This window comes from Algibacter ulvanivorans (assembly GCF_048381495.1).
Taxonomy (GTDB): domain Bacteria; phylum Bacteroidota; class Bacteroidia; order Flavobacteriales; family Flavobacteriaceae; genus Algibacter_B; species Algibacter_B ulvanivorans.
Genome location: NZ_JBLWGD010000002.1, coordinates 312,811 through 332,934 on the forward strand (window position 1 = coordinate 312,811; position 20,124 = coordinate 332,934).

Consider the following 20,124-nt stretch of genomic DNA (forward strand, 5'->3'; position numbering starts at 1 on the left):
AAGTAATAAAAGACCAGCTGCTACTTCAATAAATTCAAAGATTAAAAAATTTAACTACACAGAACTTAAAAAGCCAACCATTATACTTCCTACAATTCTAAAAAGTATAAAAGAACTAATAACTGAAGTAATTAAAATAACTGAATATTTCCAAGTTTTACTAAAAAACTGAATGAGTAATATTGAAACACCAATCCCTGTCATTAACCCTGTGTAAATCAGTAAAAAAGCAATTTCGCCATCGGTATTAATAGCACTTAAATCAATGCGTTTAAGCTTTGCTGGAATATCAAACAATACAGAAAGTCCAGAAATTAAAAAATAAAGTGCCATTCCATAAGAATATATGTAACCAATTTTTCTTTTCATTTTATAGTTGTTTTTTAAGAATTTAATAGCTTACTAATTTTACTTTTATACGTCTGCCCAATAGGAATTTTATGTGTATCGATTATAATTCGGTTCCCTTCAATATATTTTATTTTATCCTTGGCTACAATGAATGATTTATGCACACGAAAAAAGTGATTAGAAGGCAATAATGTTTCTAAAGCTGATATTTTATGATTACTTAAAAGCATTTTATCTGTTAAATATATTTTTGTGTAATGCCCGTAAGCTTCAATAAATAAAATATTTTCAGAATGAATTTGATGCTGTTGTTTATCGGTCTTTACAAAAAAACTAACGTTTTTAGTGGTTGAGGTTTCTGCTAAATCGGATTGTGGTTTTGTACTAGTTATAGCCTTATTTACCGCTTTTATAAAACGTTCAAAACTAAATGGTTTTAATAAATAATCTGAAATATTGAGTTCGTAACCTTCTAAAGCAAATTCTTTATAAGCAGTAGTTACTATTATTTTTGGTGGATTAGCTAGTGTTTTTAAAAACTCAAAGCCTGTTAATTTGGGCATGTTAATGTCTAAGAAAAGTAAATCTACACTATGTTCGTTTAAAAACTGCATAGCTTCAAAAGCATTGTAACAATTTCCTTTTTTTTGTAAGTGAGGCAAAGCATCGCAATAGTTTTCAATAATACGATGTGCAATAGGTTCGTCATCTACAATTATATATTGAATCATATTGCGTGTATTTTAAGCGAGAGTTTATAATTGTTTTCTTTAACTTCTATTTGAAGATTATGCTTATTAGGGTACAATAATTTTAAACGTTGTTTTAAGTTTTCTATTCCAATTCCTGCTTTTTTAGTTGCCATACTCGAATCAAAATTATTTTGAATAGAAAAGTATATAATCCCGCTATCGGTTTTTATATCTATATGAATATAAGCCTCTTCAGCTAAATGCTCTACACCGTGTTTAAAGGCATTTTCAAGTGGTAGAATCAACAATAAAGGTGCAATTTTAATAGTGGGATTACTATTATTTTTAAATCTAATATCTACAGATTTATGGTGTCTAATTTTATGTAAATCAATGTAGTTTTTTAAATACGTTATGTCGTCTTTTAAGAATACGTTTTCTTCCTGTCCCATATAAATGGTATAACGCATCATGTCTGATAATTTTAAAACTACATTGGGTGCATCATCAGATTTTTCAATAGTTAATCCGTATAAATTATTTAAAGTATTAAAAAAGAAGTGAGGACTAATTTGACTTTTCAATAAGGCTAATTCTGCTTTAGCTTTTTTAGATTCTACCGATTTCATCCATTTCCATTGCTGATAAATCCAACCGATTAGTAACACAAAAAGAGGAACGGATAATATAATTTTTAGTTCTTTTTCTTGCTGTAAATAACGATTGATGTCATTTATATAAACTCTTATATAATAGAAATAGCTTAAGGTTACAATATAATAGCCAACAATAATGAGAGCATATTTTTTAAAATATGAAGGTGCAATAATTGAAAAAAAACCAAGCGCTATAACAATTAAACCCTTAAAAGTTAAAGGATTATCAATTATTTGTGATTGATTATCGTTTGCCATTACCAGAATAAATAAGACAATTAAGAATAAAAGTTTTACGCTTATTGTTTTGTGTTGTTTTAAGAAAGAAAAAAAGTGAATAGGCAAAGATGTGATTAGCCAACCAAAAATGAAACTTAAAGTATTTGCTAAAACTTCCGAATTGTCTATGTGAATAATTTCAAAGTAGGACAAACACACTACAACTATCCTAAATAGCAGTAATCCAATTATAAATGCTTTGTACTTTTTTATAATGGCAATCATAAATCAAAATTAATGATAATTGTCTTTATGCCATCAGAATTTACACAAACACATCTATGGGTTCCATCAACAGCATCTTTTCATGCGTAAACAAGATTGTGCGCTTTATGGAATAATTTACGATTAAAGTGTGTGTGTTGGTGAAATATAGTTTATAAAGAAAGAATCTCATAATACGTTTGCTTCAAATTATTTTAATACACATAAAATCATGAAGTTTTTTTTTAAATTTATAGTAATCGTTACATGTTGTTTTTGGTTTCAAACCATTTCAGCACAAGTAGCAAACAATATATTAACCCAAGATGAAAAGCAAAATATTGTTGCTACAATTCAATCACACTTAAAAACGACTTATGTAAATCTAGAAAAAGCCAACAAAATGATTGAGGCTTTGAATATTAACCTAAAATCAAAAAAGTATAAGGCAATAAATAATCCTGCTGAATTTTCTAAAGCCTTAACAAAAGATCTTCAAAATAGTAGTAAAGATTTGCATTTTAAAGTAAATTATAAGCTAAAACGAATAGCTAAAAACAAACAAGTGTCTTCAGAAGATATGCGCTTGAAAAAAGAACAAATGATGGCGAAGAAAATGGCGCAAATCAATTTTGGTTTTATGGAAACTAAAATATTGCACGGTAACATAGGTTATTTAAATCTTCGTCTATTTGCAGATACTAAATACGCAAAAGAAACTGCTACAGCTGCAATACGTTTTTTAAGCAACACCAATGCAATAATTATCGATTTGCGCTATAACAAAGGAGGTGTGCCAAGTATGATTCAATTATTATCAAGCTATTTTTTTAAAGATAATCCTGTTTTGTTAAGTAATTTTTATGAGCGCAAAACAAATACCGAAACACAACTTTATACATTAAATATAGATGAAAAATCAAAAATGGTTAACAAACCACTTTACATTTTAACAAGTAAAAAAACTTTTTCAGCAGCTGAAGCTTTCGCTTATAGTTTAAAACATTATAACAAAGCAATAGTAGTTGGTGAAGTTACCAAAGGAGGAGCTAACAGAACCAAACGTATTACTATTAACAATCAGTTTTCAATTTCAATTCCATATATCGAAGCCATCCATCCAAATACAAAAACTAATTGGGAAGGAACAGGTGTACAACCAAATATTAAAACGTCTAAAAAAGATGCGTTTGCAACAGCGTATTTAGAAGCCTTAAATAATACTATAAAAAGAAATAAAAAAGCAGTTTTAAATCAAGTTGGTTATACGTTATTACAAGAAAGTAAAACAAAGGATGCTATTTTAATTTTTAAATCAAATACGCTTTCTTTTCCAGAAGATGCAAATACTTGGGATAGTTTAGGTGAAGCCTATGTTATAAATAAACAACTAGAAAAGGCTATAGAAGCATATAAAAATGCGATAGCATTAGACCCAAATTTAGAGTCGGCAAAACGTATGATTCAAAAGTTACAATCTAGGAATTAAGATGAAAAAGAAACAACTAAAAAAATGGAGTTTATCCGCAATAATAATAGTTTTAGTTACCACTATTTATTTTCAATTATTTAAGCAGCCTGCTTTAGTTGAAGGTAATGACCTTAGGTTGATTAAAACCTATACACATCATACCAACGAAGTTTGGGAAGTAAAGTTCGGACCAAATGATAGCTTAATGGTTAGTGGCGGACTTGAAAGCAAAGCTAAAATCTGGAATAGAATTACAGGTAAGGTGTTACATAATTTACCTCACGAATACGGAACACCTTCGGTTGATTTTAGCCCAAACGGAAAAACAGTTTGTACAGGTTCTTATGACGGAAAAGCTAGAATTTGGGATGTGCAAACAGGAAATTTAATTCATGTGTTAGGCGGAAATGACGGCACATTATGGTCGGTAACATACAGTCCTGATGGAAAACTAATTGCTGCAGGTGGTAATGATGATAAGGTTTCAGTTTGGAGTGTAGAAACTGGTGAGTTAATCCATGAGTTTAAAGATGCTAACCATAACATTTGGGAAGTAATATTTCATCCTTCAGGTGAGTTGTTGCTAGCTTCTGGAAGTGATAATGCTATTAGAGTTTATGATATAAAATCAGGTAAATTAGTTAAAACAATTCTAGGGCATTCGCAAGTACCATTATCTATGGATTTTAGTCCTAATGGAAAATATTTAGCAAGCGCTGGTGATGATAAAACTGTAAGAATTTGGGATACAAAAAACTGGAAACTTTTGCATACTTTAAAAGGAGATAATCAAGCCATTCATTCGGTAGTTTTTATTGATGATAATCGTGTATTAGCTGGTGGAACAGACAAAAAAGCCTTAGGAGAGTTTTTAGAGTATCATTTTAATTTTACAGGTTTTACAACACCTATAATAGCAACGTTTTGGGATGTTGAAAAGGAAAGGGTTATACAAACCATTTCAAATCACACCAATGATATTGGTTTAGGCATGGACATTAGTTCTGATGGAAAGCTAATTGCAACACCAAGTAAAGATAAAACCATAAAATTTTGGGAAATACAGAACTAAAATAACTAGTTCGTTACCATGAATTAACTATTCATCTTCAAAAGATAGTAGTTCGTGAATATTTTTAAAAAGGCATACAAATAGAGAATAAATTTATAACGTCTATAAGCAGATTAATAATGAAAAGTATAGAATTCAAACTTATAAATCCGATTAATTATAAAAAAGATGTACTACAATTAGTGCATCAATTAAATCCTAATAAGGATATCAATTTTTTAGATGAAACTCTAAGTAAAATGGTTAAACTTCCTAATTATAATTGTTTTGCCGTATTTAGTAATACCAAATTAGTAGGAATTTCTAGTGGTTGGACAACTATTCGCATGTATAGAGGTAAGCATTTAGAGTTAGACAATGTAGTTGTTGATTCTAAAATTCAATCTAAAGGATTAGGGAATTACTTAATCAGTCAAATAAAAGAATGGGCATTAAAAAATGAATATACATGTATTGGTTTAAATACTTATGTAAGTAATTTAGATAATGTTCCTAATAATTTTGTGGGAAGAGAAATTTCAGTAGGAAATACAGAAAAATTTATATCAAAAGGTAAAATGCCCGAAGCCATTTTAAAAACATGGTCAGAGATTTGGGAAAATAAAAAATTAAAAAGAGCTTATCGTGCAGATGTTAGTGTACATGGTAAAAAATACTTTGATGGAAACAATGCAGAGGTAACAACATTTATTTCTATTGTATAGTTTGTTAACCTTCATAGAATCTAATATTCTAAAAAACAACTAATAAACAATATAAAATTTTAGTTTAACATATGTATTTAATTACATTCAAATTCAAAAGAAAATAATGAAACATTACATTTACTTATTTGTACTTATCGGATCGATTTTAATGGTAAGTCAACATGCAATTGCTCAAAAAACTGATTTACAAACAGCACAATTTCAAAATAGAATTGAGGATTCCATATTTTCTAAAACTTTAGGTGAAAGCCGTGATTTTTGGGTAAAATTACCAGATAATTTTAAACCAGGTAATGATGAAAAATATGCTGTGATTTATCTAATGGATGGATTTTCACTAGAAAGCACTTTGGAAGCCGTTTATGGTAATTATTGGGGGCATTACCTACCGCATATGATACTTGTTGGAATTTCTAATCGCAACAACCGAACAAGAGATTTAACTACCTCACAGATAAAAATGAGACGCGGTAGTACATTTGATAATGAAACTGGAGGAGCAGAAGCCTTTACTAAATTTATGGAAGAGGAGCTCATTCCGTATATTGATAGCAAGTATCCAACTATGGCTTATCGTACCTTAATTGGGCATTCTTATGCTGGTTTGTTTACCTTAAATATGTTGGTTAACCATAAAGATCTTTTTCAAAATTATATAGCCATAGATCCAAGTTTAGATTGGGATAACCAAAAATTATTAAAGGAAGCCAAAGAAAAGCTGAGTACAGAAAGTTATGAAGGCAAATCTCTTTATGTGTCTTTAGCAGCAGAGCAGCTACATATAATGAATGAAGAAATAACCATGGAGAATATTATGGATGATTCTTCAGAATTTACTTTGTTTGCGCGTTCAATTATTGAGTTTTCAACTTTTGCTGAAACTAAAAAACAAAATGGACTAAATTTTTCATGGAAGGTTTATAATGAAGATTTACATGGTACTGTTCCGTTACCATCAATAAGAGATGGGCTTATTTTTCTTTTTAAATGGTATCAGTTTAAATCTCCGCAAAAATATAATAATCCAGAAACTCCTATAGAAGAATTGGTTTCGCTATTAAAGAAGCAGGAACAAATTTACACCAAACATTTTGGTGTTCCTACTGCGCCAATGATAGACGAAATGCTAAACGGTTATGGTTACATGAATATGCAAATGGGACAACCTGAAAAGGCATTCATGTTTTTTGAAATGAATATTAAGTATAATCCAACAAGTGCAAATGCTTATGATTCTATGGCAGAGTATTATCAAGTTCAGAATAATAAAGAGAAAGCTTTAAACTATGCTTCTAAAGCTTATGAATTAAGCGGGAGTGATTATCATAAAGAACGAATAGAAGCGATAAAAAATATAAAAGAATAAGGGATAGGAATTTGAGATATTTAAAGTTAAGCCATGTTGTTTTTCGTTAATTTACTTACATGAGGTATAATTTAGTGACCTTGTTCTTATAGGTTTGCCCTATTGGAATTTTATGTGTATCGATTATAATTCGGTTGCCTTCTATGTACTTAATTTTATCCTTGGCAACAATAAACGATTTATGAACTCGAAGAAAATTATCAATAGGTAATAGTGTTTCAAACGACGAAATTTTTTCATGGCTTATCAACATGTTATCTTTTAAAAAGAGCTTTGTATAATTCCCATAGGCCTCAATATAAAGCAGGTCGGCTAAATCAATTTGATGGTGTTTTTTATCGCCTTTTATAAAAAATCGTGAAGTTGTATTAGCTTCACTCGTTGTGGTGTTAATAATGGTATTTGTCGATGTATTTTCAGAAACTTTATTAACTGCTTTTACCAAGCGGTCAAAACTAAAAGGTTTTAAAAGGTAATCGACCACATTAAGTTCGTAGCCTTCTAATGCATGTTCTTTATAAGCAGTAGTAATAATAGTTTTTGGCGGATTGGTTAATGTTTTTAAAAAATCTAGACCTCTTAATTTTGGCATATTAATATCTAAAAACATAAAGTCGACCGTATTGTCATTTAAAAACTGCATGGCTTCCATAGCGTTATAGCAATTTTTTTCTAACTGTAAATGCGGCAATAGGCTACAAAATTCTTCAATAATTTCGTGTGCTAAAGGCTCGTCGTCTATAATAATATATTTAAGCATGTTTCGAAATTTTTAAAGTGGCTTTGTAAGTATTAGCTGATTTTTCAACAGTAAAATCATGTTGGTTTTTATACAATAAAGATAATCTTCTTTTTAAATTTTCTAAGCCAATACCTTTTGATGACGCTATTTCTTTTTCATCGAAATTGTTTTCAATGTCAAAGCAAATATGGTTTTTATCATCATATAAATTAATATGAATATAGGCGTTTTCCGAAAGCGTTTCCACACCATGTTTAAAGGCATTTTCTAAAAGAATGATAAATAATAATGGTGCTACGGTTAAACAGGTGTCTATATTGTGATTAAAACGAATATCTACTGATTTTTTATAACGGATTTTATGTAGTTGAATATAATTATTTAAATATGTTATTTCATCCTGAAGCGCCACTTGTTCCTTTTCGCCTTCGTAAATGGTGTAACGCATCATATCGGATAATTTAAGAATAACCTCTGGTGCAGCATCCGATTTTTTTATAGATAATGCATATAAATTATTTAAAGTATTGAAGAAAAAATGCGGATTGATTTGGCTGCGTAATAAAGATAATTCGGCTTCCGATTTATCGGCTTTTAGTTTTTGTACCCATTTCCATTGTTCAAAAATCCAAAGCATAAACAACACAGGAATTGGAATAAAAAAAATATATAACGGAAAGTCTGCTTTAATTTTTAAATAGGCATCTAAACCGCCAGTAAACAATCTTAAATACAAGAAGTAGAGTAGTAGGGTTCCATAAATAAAAACAATAAGACGCCAGTACTTTTTAAAAAAAGTTGGCACAAGCATATAAACAAACCCAAGCCAAAACCCTAGCATTAGAATAAAGGTAATTGGGTTGTCTGGCAAGCTCATTTTTGAGTCTATAATTAACGCTATAAAAAACAACGCCATTAAACCTAAAATACTGATAATCGTTTTTTTCTTCTGTTTATAAAAGTGAATAGGTAAGGCAATGAGTGTTCCCCAAAACAATCCGTAAATAAATATTTCGTACGATTGCTCTTCGGGTAAAAGAATAAACCCAAAATAATCTAATATATAGAAAATGGGAACAATAACGACATATCCAAATACAAAGGCTTTGTATGTTTTTAAAAACTGAATCATAACTCAAAATTACCAATGTTATCCTATTTGTACAACTATTTGGATAGACGTTACTGTTTTTGGTTTAAACACCTATGTTTTTAGGATAAACCTTATTTTGAGTTTAATTCGTAACTGTTGCCGTTTTACTTACTATTTTCCATTCATTAGTGTTTAATCTTTTAAGCAAAAAGAGATCTACATAACGCTTGTTGGTGTTTTCAAAAATAATTTCTGCTTGCGCTGTGGCAATATCATTAATCACTTCAACCGAGAGAAATGTTCCTTTTCTACCATTGTATTTACCGTATTCACGTTTGCTAAATAAATCGGCATAAAAATCGATGCTCCAAAGAATATCTTCACCATCACGGTTTTTTAAATATAAGGTAGCATCTTTAGTGAAAGCTTTTTTTATAACGTCTGTTTTGTTATACGAGGTGCCTTCTAAATAATAATTAATAGTTGTTTCTATAAGTGCTTTGTCATTAGTTTGAGCTGTAGCTGCGCTAAAAGCTAGTAGCATACAGCATAGTAAAAAATAGTGTTTCATATGTTAGTATTTATTGTTTATAGATATTGAAATAGGAAATTGATACGTTGTTATTTTATTAACCAATCCATTGTTTTAACAGCTTTTAAATAGTACGCCATATCTTCTTGTGTACTAATGCTAATACGCGACCAATTAGGGTAGTTTTTACCAGAGCCTCCAATAGGTTCGATGCCATAGGTTTTTAGTCTTTCCCTATATTTAGTAATGTCTTTTACATTAATTAGGATAAAGTTTGTGTAACTTGGAATATATTCAATCCCCAAACGACTTAAATTATTTTGCACGTAAGTTTTAACCGCATCGTTCTTCACTCTAAAATCCTCTACATAAGCATTATCCTTCAAGGCAGTTATAGCAGCAGCTACACCAATATTATTAAGCAAACCACCAAAAGTATGGTATTCACTTTTAATACGCGCAATAGTTTCTGGTAAGCCCAGAGCATATCCTATACGCAAACCAGCCATTCCGTAGGCTTTAGAAAATGTTCTCACGATAAGAACATTATGCTTTTCTTGAAGTAATTGAACAGTTTTTGGACGCATATTAGGTGTTAGCATATCTATATACGCTTCATCTACAACGACCAAGCAGTTTTTAGTTGCCACCCATTTGCAGAAGGTTTCTAATGTTGATGCATCTAAAATTTTGCCTGTGGGATTGTTAGGATTGCATATAAATACCAGTTGGGTTTCTGAAGTTACTGCTTCTTCAGTTGCCTTTAAATCGATACTCATATCTTGCGTTAAAGGTATTTTCTGTTGTTTATGGTCGTAAACTTTATCGGCAAATCGTCCCACCACATTAAACGTGAGTCCAGGCATAATAAGGCTATTTTTTGTTTTACCGTAAGCTCTGGTTAACATACGTAAAATATCAAAAGACCCATGACCAATAATCACCTGATTGTTGTCTAAACCATGTTTTTGAGCAATGGTTTCAATTAAATGATCGGTATCAAACGGGTTAAAAGATGAATAACGATTAACACGCGATACTTGTTGCGCTATAACTTCTTGTACTTTTTTGGAAGGCCCATACGGATTCTCATTAGAGAACAAACGTATTTTTGGTTCTTTTAAAGGTTGTATCTGTTCGTTTGTATGTGCAAAAGTTGAAGCATATAATGTAGGCGAAATAGTAGCAGCAGCTGCAGCCATTCCACCAAATTGTAAAAACCGTCTTCGGTTAAAATTTTTGGATTCCATAATCTTGATAATTTTTAACAAAGCTGAAATAAATTCAGCATATTGACTACCAACATCACGATTTTGGCATACAAAAAGACGATTTTAGGACTCTAAATACTGCTTTCTATACTGCGCAGCGGTTTGATTGGTCAGCTTTTTAAAAGCGGCGTTAAACGAAGAAAGACTATTAAATCCACTATCATAAGCTATGGCGGCAATTTTATGATGCTTATTAGCCTCGTTAACCAATAATTTTTTTGCTTCTTCTATTCTGAAGTGTGTAATGTACTGTGAATAATTGATACCTTTTACTTGATTAATAGCCTGCGATAATTGTTTGGAAACAACATTTAGTTTTTGACTCACTTTCGAAAGTGTAAGATCAGGATTCAAATACAATTTTTCAGATTGCATTAAAGCGTCAAGACGTTCTACTAGATTAGAAGCTTTTACTAATGTTAAATTGGAATTGGAATATTTTTCGGTTTCAACTTTAAACAAATACGGATGTTTTAGCGCCCAACCCGAAAAGAATAAAATAACCAACGAAAAGAAAAACGCCATTCCTAAATAATACGGAATAACACCTATGGAAATCAAAAAATAAACGCATACAATAATTAATGTAACCACTAAAAAAGATTGTAACCACTTTACAATTTTCGACTTGTCAGGTACAGAATTTACTTGTTCTTGCTGATGTAACCAATACAAAGCGTAGCTCGTGTATAAGACAATATGAATAATATAGGATATATAAAACACACGAGCCAAAAGCGTTTTATTGTTAGGAATTAGCCAACAAAAAGCTATCACCAAAAACATGGGTGCGTAATGCCACAATACCTTGGATACCTGAATGCTATCGTTAGGTTTATATCGCAATTTAGTGTACCACAAAAGCGATGGGCCTATGGCCAGTAACACACCTAAAAACACATTTCTAATAACAGGGTCTATAGGGAAATAGTTAAAAAATAACGATTTACCAATACGTAAACTAAAGGCTAATAAATAAATAGCCAGAAAACTGTTGGCTAAAGGTTGATTCTTTCTAGTTGAAAGTAAGAATATCGAGAAAAATAAGCCTAAAATAACGCCAATACTACCAAAAAGTAGCTCAACATGTTTAAATATTTCTGGGTTTACATCCATAGAGCAAAGAAACAAATTTTATAATAGTTCTGTAAACATAATCTTGATAAACAGTATCAATTTCAGTACAAACAATTCAGTAGCATAGCCAAACTCAAGGAGAACATTAATTTGAAACAATATGTATCAAAAAACACCTTGTTGGTCATCTTTTATTTATAGAACGTACAAAAGCTATCATATTTGTAAACATATTAAAATCAATTAAAAAATGAACACACTATCAATAAAAAATCTAACCAAAACCTATCCAAACGGAGTTAAAGCCTTAAACGGAATTAACCTAGAAATTACCAACGGAATGTTTGGTTTATTAGGGGCAAATGGTGCCGGAAAATCATCATTAATGCGAACTATTGCATCGTTGCAAGAACCATCATCTGGAAGTATTACGTTTAATGATACTGATATTATAAAACAACCGCAAGAAGTTAGAAAACAGTTAGGTTATTTACCGCAAGAGTTTGGGGTGTATCCTAAAATATCAGCAGAAAAACTACTTGACCATTTAGCAGTTTTAAAAGGGGTTTTAAATAAAAAAGAGCGTAAAGAACAGGTTACTGCGCTATTACAACAAGTAAACTTATATCAGCATAGAAAAAAATCAGTATTCACTTTTTCTGGTGGTATGCGTCAACGTTTTGGTATTGCACAAGCCTTGTTAGGCAACCCTCAAATAATTATTGTAGATGAGCCTACTGCAGGTTTAGATCCAGAAGAAAGCAATCGTTTTTTGAATTTATTAAGTGAAATAGGGGAGAATGTTATAGTGATTCTATCCACACATATCGTAGAAGATGTGCGGAATTTATGTCCTAAAATGGCCATTCTTTCTAATGGTGAAATCATTTCACAAGGCAATCCAACCCAAATGGTTGCGAGTATTGACGGTAAGGTTTGGTCTAAAATTATTGCTAAAAAAGATTTGGAAGTCTTTAAGAAGACCTTTAGTGTTATTTCAACAAAATTAGTGGCTGGCGAAACTCAAATTAGAGTGTTATCAGATAATAAACCAGAAACTGGTTTTACTAGCATTACACCAAATCTAGAAGATTACTACTTCGCAACCTTGTTTAACCATAATCAAAACGCTTAAGCTATGTTAATTAAGTTACTACAATTTGAAGTTTTTTATCAGTTTAAACAACGAGCGTTTCCGTTGTTTGCCCTTTTGTTTTTAGTATTGGGTGTGTTTGTTGGTCAACAAGGCTTTGCGCCACAGGGCGTTAATTTCAACTCGGTATATCAAGTGTACTTTCATACCAGTTTGTTTACTTTGGGTAGTGTGTTTATCATTATGTTTTTTGCCATTAGTGCCATGTTAAGAGATGAACAGCACACCATGGAAGGTATTGTTTTTAGTACTTCTATTAAAAAGCAGCATTATTTTTTAAGTCGTTTTTTAGGCACATTCATTTTTAGTGTTTTAGCGTTTTCACCCTTTGTTTTAGGTTATATTTTCGGCAATTATTTTTTCGGTTTAGATGCAGAACGTATTGCTGAATTTAAATTAATTACCTATTTACAACCTTGGCTATATATTGTATTGCCCAATGTTTTTATTTGTTCGGCAGTAGTATTTTCGGTATGTACCTTAACCAAAAAGAGTATTGCCACTTATGCGAGTGCCGTATTTATTTACACCTTATATTTTATAAGTTCCATGGTTTTAAATTCGCCATTATTGGCGCAAGCCACACCAGCATCACCAGAAAGTATGGCTATGGCAGCACTTGCAGACCCATTTGGAATTGCAGCTTTCTTTGAGCAAACACAATTCTGGACACCTTATCAAAAAAACACTCAATTATTATCGTTCTCTGGCTTGTTTTTAATGAATAGAATGATTTGGATAGTAGCCTCTATTGGATTGTTAGCTGTTACTTATAAAATATTTTCATTTAGAAAACTGACCAAAAGAGTAAAGAAAGAAGCACGTAAAGTGGAGAAAAGCGTATCTAAAATAGCTTACAGACCTTTACAAACGATTAACAATATTAAAGCACAAACTTTAGCTTTTACAAACTTATTAAAGCTAGAATTAAAGAGTGTGTTTAAGAGTTTGCCTTTTATTGCAGTACTCATTATGTGGTTGCTAATTGTGTTTTCCGAGTTGTTTTCAACTGCAGTCCGTGGTGGCGAATATGGTGTGAGTTTATATCCGTTTACAAGCGAACTTATTTCATTAATCGTAGATCCGTTAACCATTTTCAGTTTAATTCTAATCGTGTTTTATAGTGCAGAAATGGTTTGGAAAGAACGCAGCTTAAACTTCAACCTAATTGTTGATGCCACACCTGTACAAAACTGCGTATTCTTTTTATCAAAATTTACAGCCTTATTGTTGTTACCTTTTATTTTGATTACTTCAGGAGTTGTAATGTGCCTCTTGTTTCAAATAGTATTGGGTTATTCTAATTTCGAATTTGGTTTATACGCTTCGCTTTACTATTTCTATGGATTGCAACTGGCTATATTCTGTATGATTGCGTTATTCATCAGTAGTTTTTCAAAAACAAAATTTATGGGAATGGGCTTATTTGCGCTAGTGGTAGTGTTAACGTTAAAATCAGGCGCATTAGGTTTAGAACACCCATTAACCAGTCTTGGATTTTTACCAAGAGTGTCGTATACCAATATAAACGGATTTTATGGTGGTGTTATTCAATATCATTATTTGGGCATGTATTGGTTAGCTTTTGGGCTGCTATTAACCTTAATGTCTTTTAAGATTTGGAATAGAGGAGTGGTTGCTTCGTTCAAGGTGAAATTACAACAGTTAGTTTCTAACTGGACCATAAAACAACGTTTGGCTGTTTCTGTATTGTGCCTTCTTTTCATCAGTTTCGGTAGTTTGGTGTTTTACAATACCAATATTGTTTCAGAATATACAACAATAAATGACAAGCTAATTTTTAGTGAAAACTATGAAAGAAAATATAAGAAATATGAAGTGTTAGAACGTCCTATTCATATTTCAAAGAAAAATGAAGTAGCAATATATCCATCTGAAAAAAAAGTAATGGTAAAGGCAAGTTATATGTTGAAAAACAAAAGCGAGAAATCTATGAAAAAGGTGTTTGTTACAGAGAGAATACCTCTTGAAAATATTAGTTTTGAAAACGCACGTTTAATAGAGAATGACACGGTTTATGGTATTTATCTATTTGAATTTAATAAACCTTTACAACCAAACGATTCTGTAAAATTTAGATATCAGTTAAAAAAAGAAATTAAAGGCTTTGAAGAAGATTACTCTATTGGAGAGCAGAGCACTTATATGAACCGATTTAGCAATTTCGAGCCTATTCTTGGATATAGTGCATCCATCGAAATTAAAAATAAAGCAGAACGTAAAAAAAGAGGTCTTCCAGAAAGAATGGAGGAAGATATTTCAGATAGTCATATCTCATTAGAAGATTTTAAATATGAAAAAGTACCGTTTGAAACTATTATATCAACAAATGGTGATCAAACAGCCATTAGTTCTGGAAAATTGGTGAGTACGTGGTCAAAGAACAACCGAAACTTCTTTCATTATAAATCGGATAAAAAAATAATTCCTGAAGTGGGATATATTTCGGCTAAATACACAACGAAAAAAACGAATTATAAAGGAATTTCAATAGAGCAATATTATAATGAAAATCACGGTGTTAATATTGATGATATGGAAAAGAGCATAAAAGAAACATTAGATTATTGTCAACAGAATTTCGGGGTTTATCCTTTTGATTATATAAGAATAGCCGAAGTGCCATCTTACTGGCCATTTGGCGGATTCGCACATCCTGGTGTGATTAGTATGACCGAAAATCGATTGTATTTAACCAATGTTAGTGACTCAAGTACATTTAATTTGGTAGCAAAACGTACTATTCACGAAGTAGCTCATCAATGGTGGGGACATACTTTATCGGCCAAACCTGTAGCTGGTGGTTCGCTATTTGTAGAAGGCTTTGCAAAATATACCGAAGCCGTTATTATGGAAAAAATGTACGGTAAAAGAGCGGTGTATACCTTAACCGAAGATGCAAGAAGAAAATACTTTAATTACCGCTCGTTTGCCAATGGTATAGAGCCACCAGTTTATAAGGTTCTTGGGCAATCTTATATATCGTACGGGAAAACGCTAAACGTAATGCTAGCAATGCGTGATTTAATTGGCGAACAACAACTAAATAAAGTGCTTAAAACAATTACAGATGGTAATCGTTATAAAAATAATTTTGAAATTACTTCTTTAGATTTCTTAAATGAAGTGTACAAAGTAACACCAGAAAAGCATCACACTTTAATTAACGATTGGTTTAAAAAAGTGATTACTTACGATTTATCTATTGATGAAACGAGCAGTTATAAAGCGTTGCCAAATGGCACCTATGAGCTAACTGTAAAGGTAAATGCAAAACGTTTTAAAATGTTAGAGACTGGAGAAATATTACCAGAAACAATAAACGAACCTATTAAAATTGGGGTGTTTGCCAAACATCCGTCAAAGGTGGAAGACGATAGTTCTGTGTTGTATTACAAATCGCATCAAATAAACAAGGAACAAACAGAAATTAAAATTATTGTAAAAGAAAAACCAACTCATATTGCTATTGATCCTTATGGTACACGTAGTGATGAGAATTTGGTGGATAATGTTTTTAATATCAATTAAGCTAGGGTAAAAACGATAGCAAACAAAAAATGTATGAGTATTAAATTAGATAGTTATAGCACATTAATTATATAAGCTTTAAGATAAGTAGCTAGTAATAACCTTATTATTTAAATACATCTTTATGTTTTCATAAATAAGCTATATAAAGATTTAGTAAAGTGCTTATATATTGATTAGCATTAAAAATTTAACAAGCAGCTTAAAATAAATCGACAAAACGCTTGTTTTTAACGATTAATTGCATAAATTTGTGTTTTAATCCCTAAATCTATAACATGAAAGTGAAGATTATTTTATTCAGTTTAGGCTTATTTTTGTTTACAGGCATTGGTTATGCTCAAAAAGGTAAAGGCCCAAAAAGTTTTATTAGCGAAAAAGTTACAATAAAAAAATACCATAATAAAGGAGAATTAGAACGCATGCAAAAAGGAGAATTAATTGCCTTATATGCTGAAAGAATACAAGTACTTATTAGAACTTTACCTTATGTTGCTTTTGCTACTAAACCCGGAATAACAATGGCTACCTTAGGAATTCCTACTAGTAATGATAATACTAAAGCATTAGACAATCAATTTGAAGCTACAGACGATTACCTTAAAAGTGCTGGCGAGTTTCATAGAGAATATTTACCTTATTCTGATACTGGCAATTTAATAGCTGGCATATTATTTTATGAAGAGATTATGAAATCCTTACATCAGTATAACGATTTTCGCTAAATAGTTGTATCTTAAAAGTTAGTATGGTATTTATTTTTGATAACAAAGAAATCAAAAATAAATACCATTTTCATTTTATAGAATTTTAAGCTTATAACTCATTAAAATATTCTTTTTTGTTTTCATATAAAAGTGCATTTTGTCGATTTTATTTGTCTAAAAATCACTTATTTAGTGTATTTCAGCGAAATAATTGGTATTTCATAGATTTTTTTTTATTTTTGAACATGAATTAAATATGCAATTATATTTAGTTTTATTTAAATATTTTGATTATGAAAAACATGACCCAAATCATTTTCATGCTTCTTTTTGTTATAGCAAATAGTTTTGCTCAACAAGAAAAAGGTATTGTTGGAGAAGAAAACTGGCTAAATAACTGGACAGAGTTTAGACCTAACCAAAAGGAATACGGAGAACCTACAAAAATACTAACAGGAAACATATCTGAAAATACGACACTTTATAAAAAAGAAGTGTACTTATTATTAGGTAGTGTTTTTGTTACTAATGGAGCTACATTAACTATAGAATCTGGTACTGTAATTATAGGAGATTATGATTCTAAAGGGTCATTAACTATCTCAAAAGGAGCTACAATAATTGCAGACGGACATCAAACAGATCCTATTGTATTTACATCAAACAGAAGTGTTAAAAGAGCTGGTGATTGGGGCGGATTAATTATACTTGGCGATGCGCCTTCTAATAAATTTGGTTATGGTTCGGTTGCTTCGTACCATAATAAATTGAGCCCTGCTTTTAATGGTTTTGTAAATTATGGAGGCGAAAATGTTGATGATAATTCGGGTGTTTTAAGATATGTTAGAATAGAGTTTGCCGGAAAAAGAGTAAATAATGGTAGCTATTTTAACGGCTTATTATTAGCAGGTGTTGGTAACCAAACCATATTAGAAAATATAATGGTAAGTTATGCAGCAGGCAATGCTTTTGAAGTTCTTGGAGGAAATATTAATATGTATAATATGGTTTCTTATAAATCAAATAGTAATGATTATAAGTTTAATTTTGGTGCTCAATGTACTTTGCTAAACTCTTTAGCTGTTAGGTCTCCATATGTTTCAAGTAGCGATGGGTCTAGATGTTTACAGGTATTATCATATAACAAAAAAGATGAAGTAGACTTTGCTAAAAGTGGCACTTTTGTAGTTGCTAAAAATTTAACCTTATTAAATGATAGTAAAGATTTAGAAACAGATATAAAAATGAATTTAGTTCAAGAAGCAATTTATGTAGGCGAAAACACATCGCTAGACATGAATAAAAGTGTAATTTCTGGATTTAATCCTGCTGTAATATTGGACGAAAAAATTTCATTAAACCAACAAAATTTAGAGCGAATTGGCTTAAACGCTATGTTGTTTAATAACTGTAATGGCAATATTTTTATTGAATATAATTCTAATAATGAAGACTTAGAAAACTGGTACGGAAATAGTGCATTTTTTAATGTATACTCTAAAAGCGATAATTATGAAACTTTTATTGATACAAGAAACGAAAAGAAACCAGATTACAGATTACGAATTAATAAAATAATTGCATCAAACGAAGTCGATCCAGATTTAAAAATGGATTAAATAAATGTGTTGTAAAACCCTAGGTATTTATACTTTCCTGTTTATACTCTCATAGATTTTGGAAATTCTTTTTACTCTAACTTATAAGTTGGTTAGTATTAATTTCTAGTAGTTTTTTAAGAATGAAATGAAATTGAATGAGAAAAATTACTCTTTTATACGTTATCACTTTTTTTGTTTTAATATTAAGCAAAAAAAAGATATATGCTCAAGTAGTAATTAGTAAGCCTAATTTAGGGTTTACTCAGGCTTGTGCTAGCCCTTCGTTTAATACTTATAATTTAACGTTCTCGTTCTCGCCAGAATCAGCTTTAGAAGCATCAAATCAATTTATTGCAGAATTATCAGATCAATCAGGTAGTTTTTCAAGCCCAACTGTAATTTATGCTTCAACAGCAGGATCGGTAACCACATCGCCAGTAACATTTGGCTTTTCACTTCCAACAAACATTTCAGGCGAAGCCTTTAGAATAAGAATAAAAAGTACTGCTCCCAATTCTATTAGTTCAAGCTCAAGTGCATTTGCTGCATATTATAAAATTCAAGACACACCGTTTTCTATAAATAATTTAATTGAAACAGGTGTATATTGTTCTGGTGGTAGTTATGTATTAACTATTGATAATCCTGGTAGCGAATCAAACGACTCGCCATTGCAATACGAATCGTTAACTTTTAAATGGTATAAAGAAACAGGACCTACAACATCTGTTTTTGTGGCAGATGGCGAAACCTTATCGGTAAATCAGCCAGGAACGTATTTTGCCGAAACTAATTATGGTACTTGTACATCAAATTCATTTTCTAACCGTGTAACAGTTAGCGAAGCCGCTTCTGGTTCTACAAGTAGTATTAATTCTAGTTTAGGCAATCCTTATTGTGTAACAGAAGGTCCTACGGTTTTAAGTGCCATTAATGCCAATGCGTATCAATGGTTTAAAAATGGTGAAACTATACCTGGAGCTACAAGCCAGATGTATGAAACAAACGAATCGGCCGAATATTCGGTAAGTATAGATTTAGGGAGTTGCATGACAAGCGCGTCTATTAATCTTGAAAACACAGGGTTTTCTAGTAGTATTGATGTGGATGATGTTGTAAATATTGATGATGATGAAACATTTATAGCTACGGTAACAACAACAGCCAATAATCCAGAATATAAATGGTTTTTAAATGATGTTATAATTAGTGGTGCAACTACTAATAGTTTTGAAGTAACACAAACAGGAACATATAAAGCGGTTGTAACTCAAACAACAGGTTGTAATGCCTCAACCGAGTTGGTTTTTGTAGTTCAATCTGCATTTCCAAATGTAGAAAATATTCCTAATTTAATAAGTCCTAATGGTAACGGGGAAAATGATACTTGGGTAATTCCGCAAAAATATGTTAGTGGAACAAATACCGAAGTTGTTATTATAAACTCTCAAGGTAAAATAGAACTAAAAACTAACAATTATCAAAATAATTGGCCCAATAACCAATTAGATTTTAAAGATGTTAACCCTCTATATTACTATATAATTACCACGACCGATGGTAAAATAAAAAAAGGTACAATAACAGTTGTAAAATAG

17 protein-coding genes are annotated in these 20,124 nt (G+C 31.0%); 9 read left to right on the forward strand and 8 right to left on the reverse strand.

The window, feature by feature from the left end; translation table 11 throughout:
• Window positions 1-54: 54 nt before the first annotated feature.
• The 3 genes from ACNG5D_RS06960 to ACNG5D_RS06970 are packed head-to-tail and all read right to left on the reverse strand — an operon-like array spanning window position 55 to window position 1,957.
• Window positions 55-369: a hypothetical protein gene (locus ACNG5D_RS06960; RefSeq protein WP_418182776.1), complete on the reverse strand. Its 315-nt coding sequence runs from the start codon at window positions 367-369 to the stop codon at window positions 55-57.
• Between the two features lie 14 nt (window positions 370-383).
• On the reverse strand, window positions 384-1,082 hold the full coding sequence (locus ACNG5D_RS06965; protein ID WP_418182777.1) for a LytR/AlgR family response regulator transcription factor: 699 nt from the start codon (window positions 1,080-1,082) through the stop codon (window positions 384-386).
• On the reverse strand, window positions 1,079-1,957 hold the full coding sequence (locus ACNG5D_RS06970; protein WP_418182778.1) for a sensor histidine kinase: 879 nt from the start codon (window positions 1,955-1,957) through the stop codon (window positions 1,079-1,081). The genes ACNG5D_RS06965 and ACNG5D_RS06970 overlap by 4 nt, the downstream gene beginning before the upstream one ends.
• Before the next feature lie 457 nt (window positions 1,958-2,414).
• Here ACNG5D_RS06970 and ACNG5D_RS06975 point away from each other — a divergent pair, with 457 nt between their 5' ends.
• The 4 genes from ACNG5D_RS06975 (at window position 2,415) to ACNG5D_RS06990 (ending at window position 6,798) form a co-directional block, all read left to right on the forward strand.
• On the forward strand, window positions 2,415-3,671 hold the full coding sequence (locus ACNG5D_RS06975) for a S41 family peptidase (protein ID WP_418182779.1): 1,257 nt from the start codon (window positions 2,415-2,417) through the stop codon (window positions 3,669-3,671).
• A 1-nt stretch (window position 3,672) separates the two neighbouring features.
• The gene (locus tag ACNG5D_RS06980) at window positions 3,673-4,725 is read left to right on the forward strand and encodes a WD40 repeat domain-containing protein (RefSeq protein ID WP_418182780.1); all 1,053 of its coding nucleotides are present in this window, start codon (window positions 3,673-3,675) and stop codon (window positions 4,723-4,725) included.
• A 119-nt stretch (window positions 4,726-4,844) separates the two neighbouring features.
• The gene (locus ACNG5D_RS06985; RefSeq protein ID WP_418182781.1) at window positions 4,845-5,429 is read left to right on the forward strand and encodes a GNAT family N-acetyltransferase; all 585 of its coding nucleotides are present in this window, start codon (window positions 4,845-4,847) and stop codon (window positions 5,427-5,429) included.
• A 106-nt stretch (window positions 5,430-5,535) separates the two neighbouring features.
• Window positions 5,536-6,798 (forward strand): alpha/beta hydrolase-fold protein, encoded by a 1,263-nt coding sequence (locus ACNG5D_RS06990; protein ID WP_418182782.1) that lies wholly within the window; start codon window positions 5,536-5,538, stop codon window positions 6,796-6,798.
• A gap of 55 nt (window positions 6,799-6,853) precedes the next feature.
• Here the strand turns inward: ACNG5D_RS06990 and ACNG5D_RS06995 are convergent, their stop codons facing one another.
• The 5 genes from ACNG5D_RS06995 to ACNG5D_RS07015 form a co-directional block, all read right to left on the reverse strand.
• Window positions 6,854-7,558, reverse strand: coding sequence for a LytR/AlgR family response regulator transcription factor (locus tag ACNG5D_RS06995; RefSeq protein WP_418182783.1), 705 nt, complete (start codon window positions 7,556-7,558; stop codon window positions 6,854-6,856).
• Entirely contained in the window at window positions 7,551-8,672 is a 1,122-nt protein-coding gene (locus tag ACNG5D_RS07000) for a sensor histidine kinase (RefSeq protein WP_418182784.1), read from the reverse strand. Before ACNG5D_RS07000 ends, ACNG5D_RS06995 begins: the two co-directional genes overlap by 8 nt.
• 103 nt (window positions 8,673-8,775) lie before the next feature.
• Entirely contained in the window at window positions 8,776-9,204 is a 429-nt protein-coding gene (locus ACNG5D_RS07005; RefSeq protein ID WP_418182785.1) for a nuclear transport factor 2 family protein, read from the reverse strand.
• A gap of 50 nt (window positions 9,205-9,254) precedes the next feature.
• On the reverse strand, window positions 9,255-10,415 hold the full coding sequence (locus ACNG5D_RS07010) for an aminotransferase class I/II-fold pyridoxal phosphate-dependent enzyme (RefSeq protein ID WP_418182786.1): 1,161 nt from the start codon (window positions 10,413-10,415) through the stop codon (window positions 9,255-9,257).
• Window positions 10,416-10,499: 84 nt separating this feature from the next.
• Window positions 10,500-11,567: a helix-turn-helix domain-containing protein gene (locus tag ACNG5D_RS07015; RefSeq protein WP_418182787.1), complete on the reverse strand. Its 1,068-nt coding sequence runs from the start codon at window positions 11,565-11,567 to the stop codon at window positions 10,500-10,502.
• A 196-nt stretch (window positions 11,568-11,763) separates the two neighbouring features.
• Between ACNG5D_RS07015 and ACNG5D_RS07020 the strand changes: the two genes are divergently transcribed.
• The 5 genes from ACNG5D_RS07020 to ACNG5D_RS07040 all read left to right on the forward strand — a co-directional run bounded on the left by ACNG5D_RS07020 (window position 11,764) and on the right by ACNG5D_RS07040 (window position 20,124).
• Window positions 11,764-12,648, forward strand: a complete 885-nt coding sequence (locus tag ACNG5D_RS07020) for an ABC transporter ATP-binding protein (RefSeq protein ID WP_418182788.1) — start codon at window positions 11,764-11,766, stop codon at window positions 12,646-12,648.
• 3 nt (window positions 12,649-12,651) lie between these two features.
• Entirely contained in the window at window positions 12,652-16,218 is a 3,567-nt protein-coding gene (locus ACNG5D_RS07025; RefSeq protein WP_418182789.1) for an ABC transporter permease/M1 family aminopeptidase, read from the forward strand.
• A 278-nt stretch (window positions 16,219-16,496) separates the two neighbouring features.
• A complete protein-coding gene (locus ACNG5D_RS07030) occupies window positions 16,497-16,943 on the forward strand; it encodes a hypothetical protein (RefSeq protein ID WP_418182790.1) in 447 nt (148 codons plus the stop codon).
• Between the two features lie 275 nt (window positions 16,944-17,218).
• Window positions 17,219-18,544 carry a hypothetical protein gene (locus ACNG5D_RS07035; RefSeq protein ID WP_418182791.1) on the forward strand — a complete coding sequence of 442 codons (1,326 nt, stop codon included), beginning with the start codon at window positions 17,219-17,221 and terminating at the stop codon, window positions 18,542-18,544.
• A gap of 137 nt (window positions 18,545-18,681) precedes the next feature.
• Window positions 18,682-20,124, forward strand: a complete 1,443-nt coding sequence (locus ACNG5D_RS07040) for a T9SS type B sorting domain-containing protein (RefSeq protein ID WP_418182792.1) — start codon at window positions 18,682-18,684, stop codon at window positions 20,122-20,124.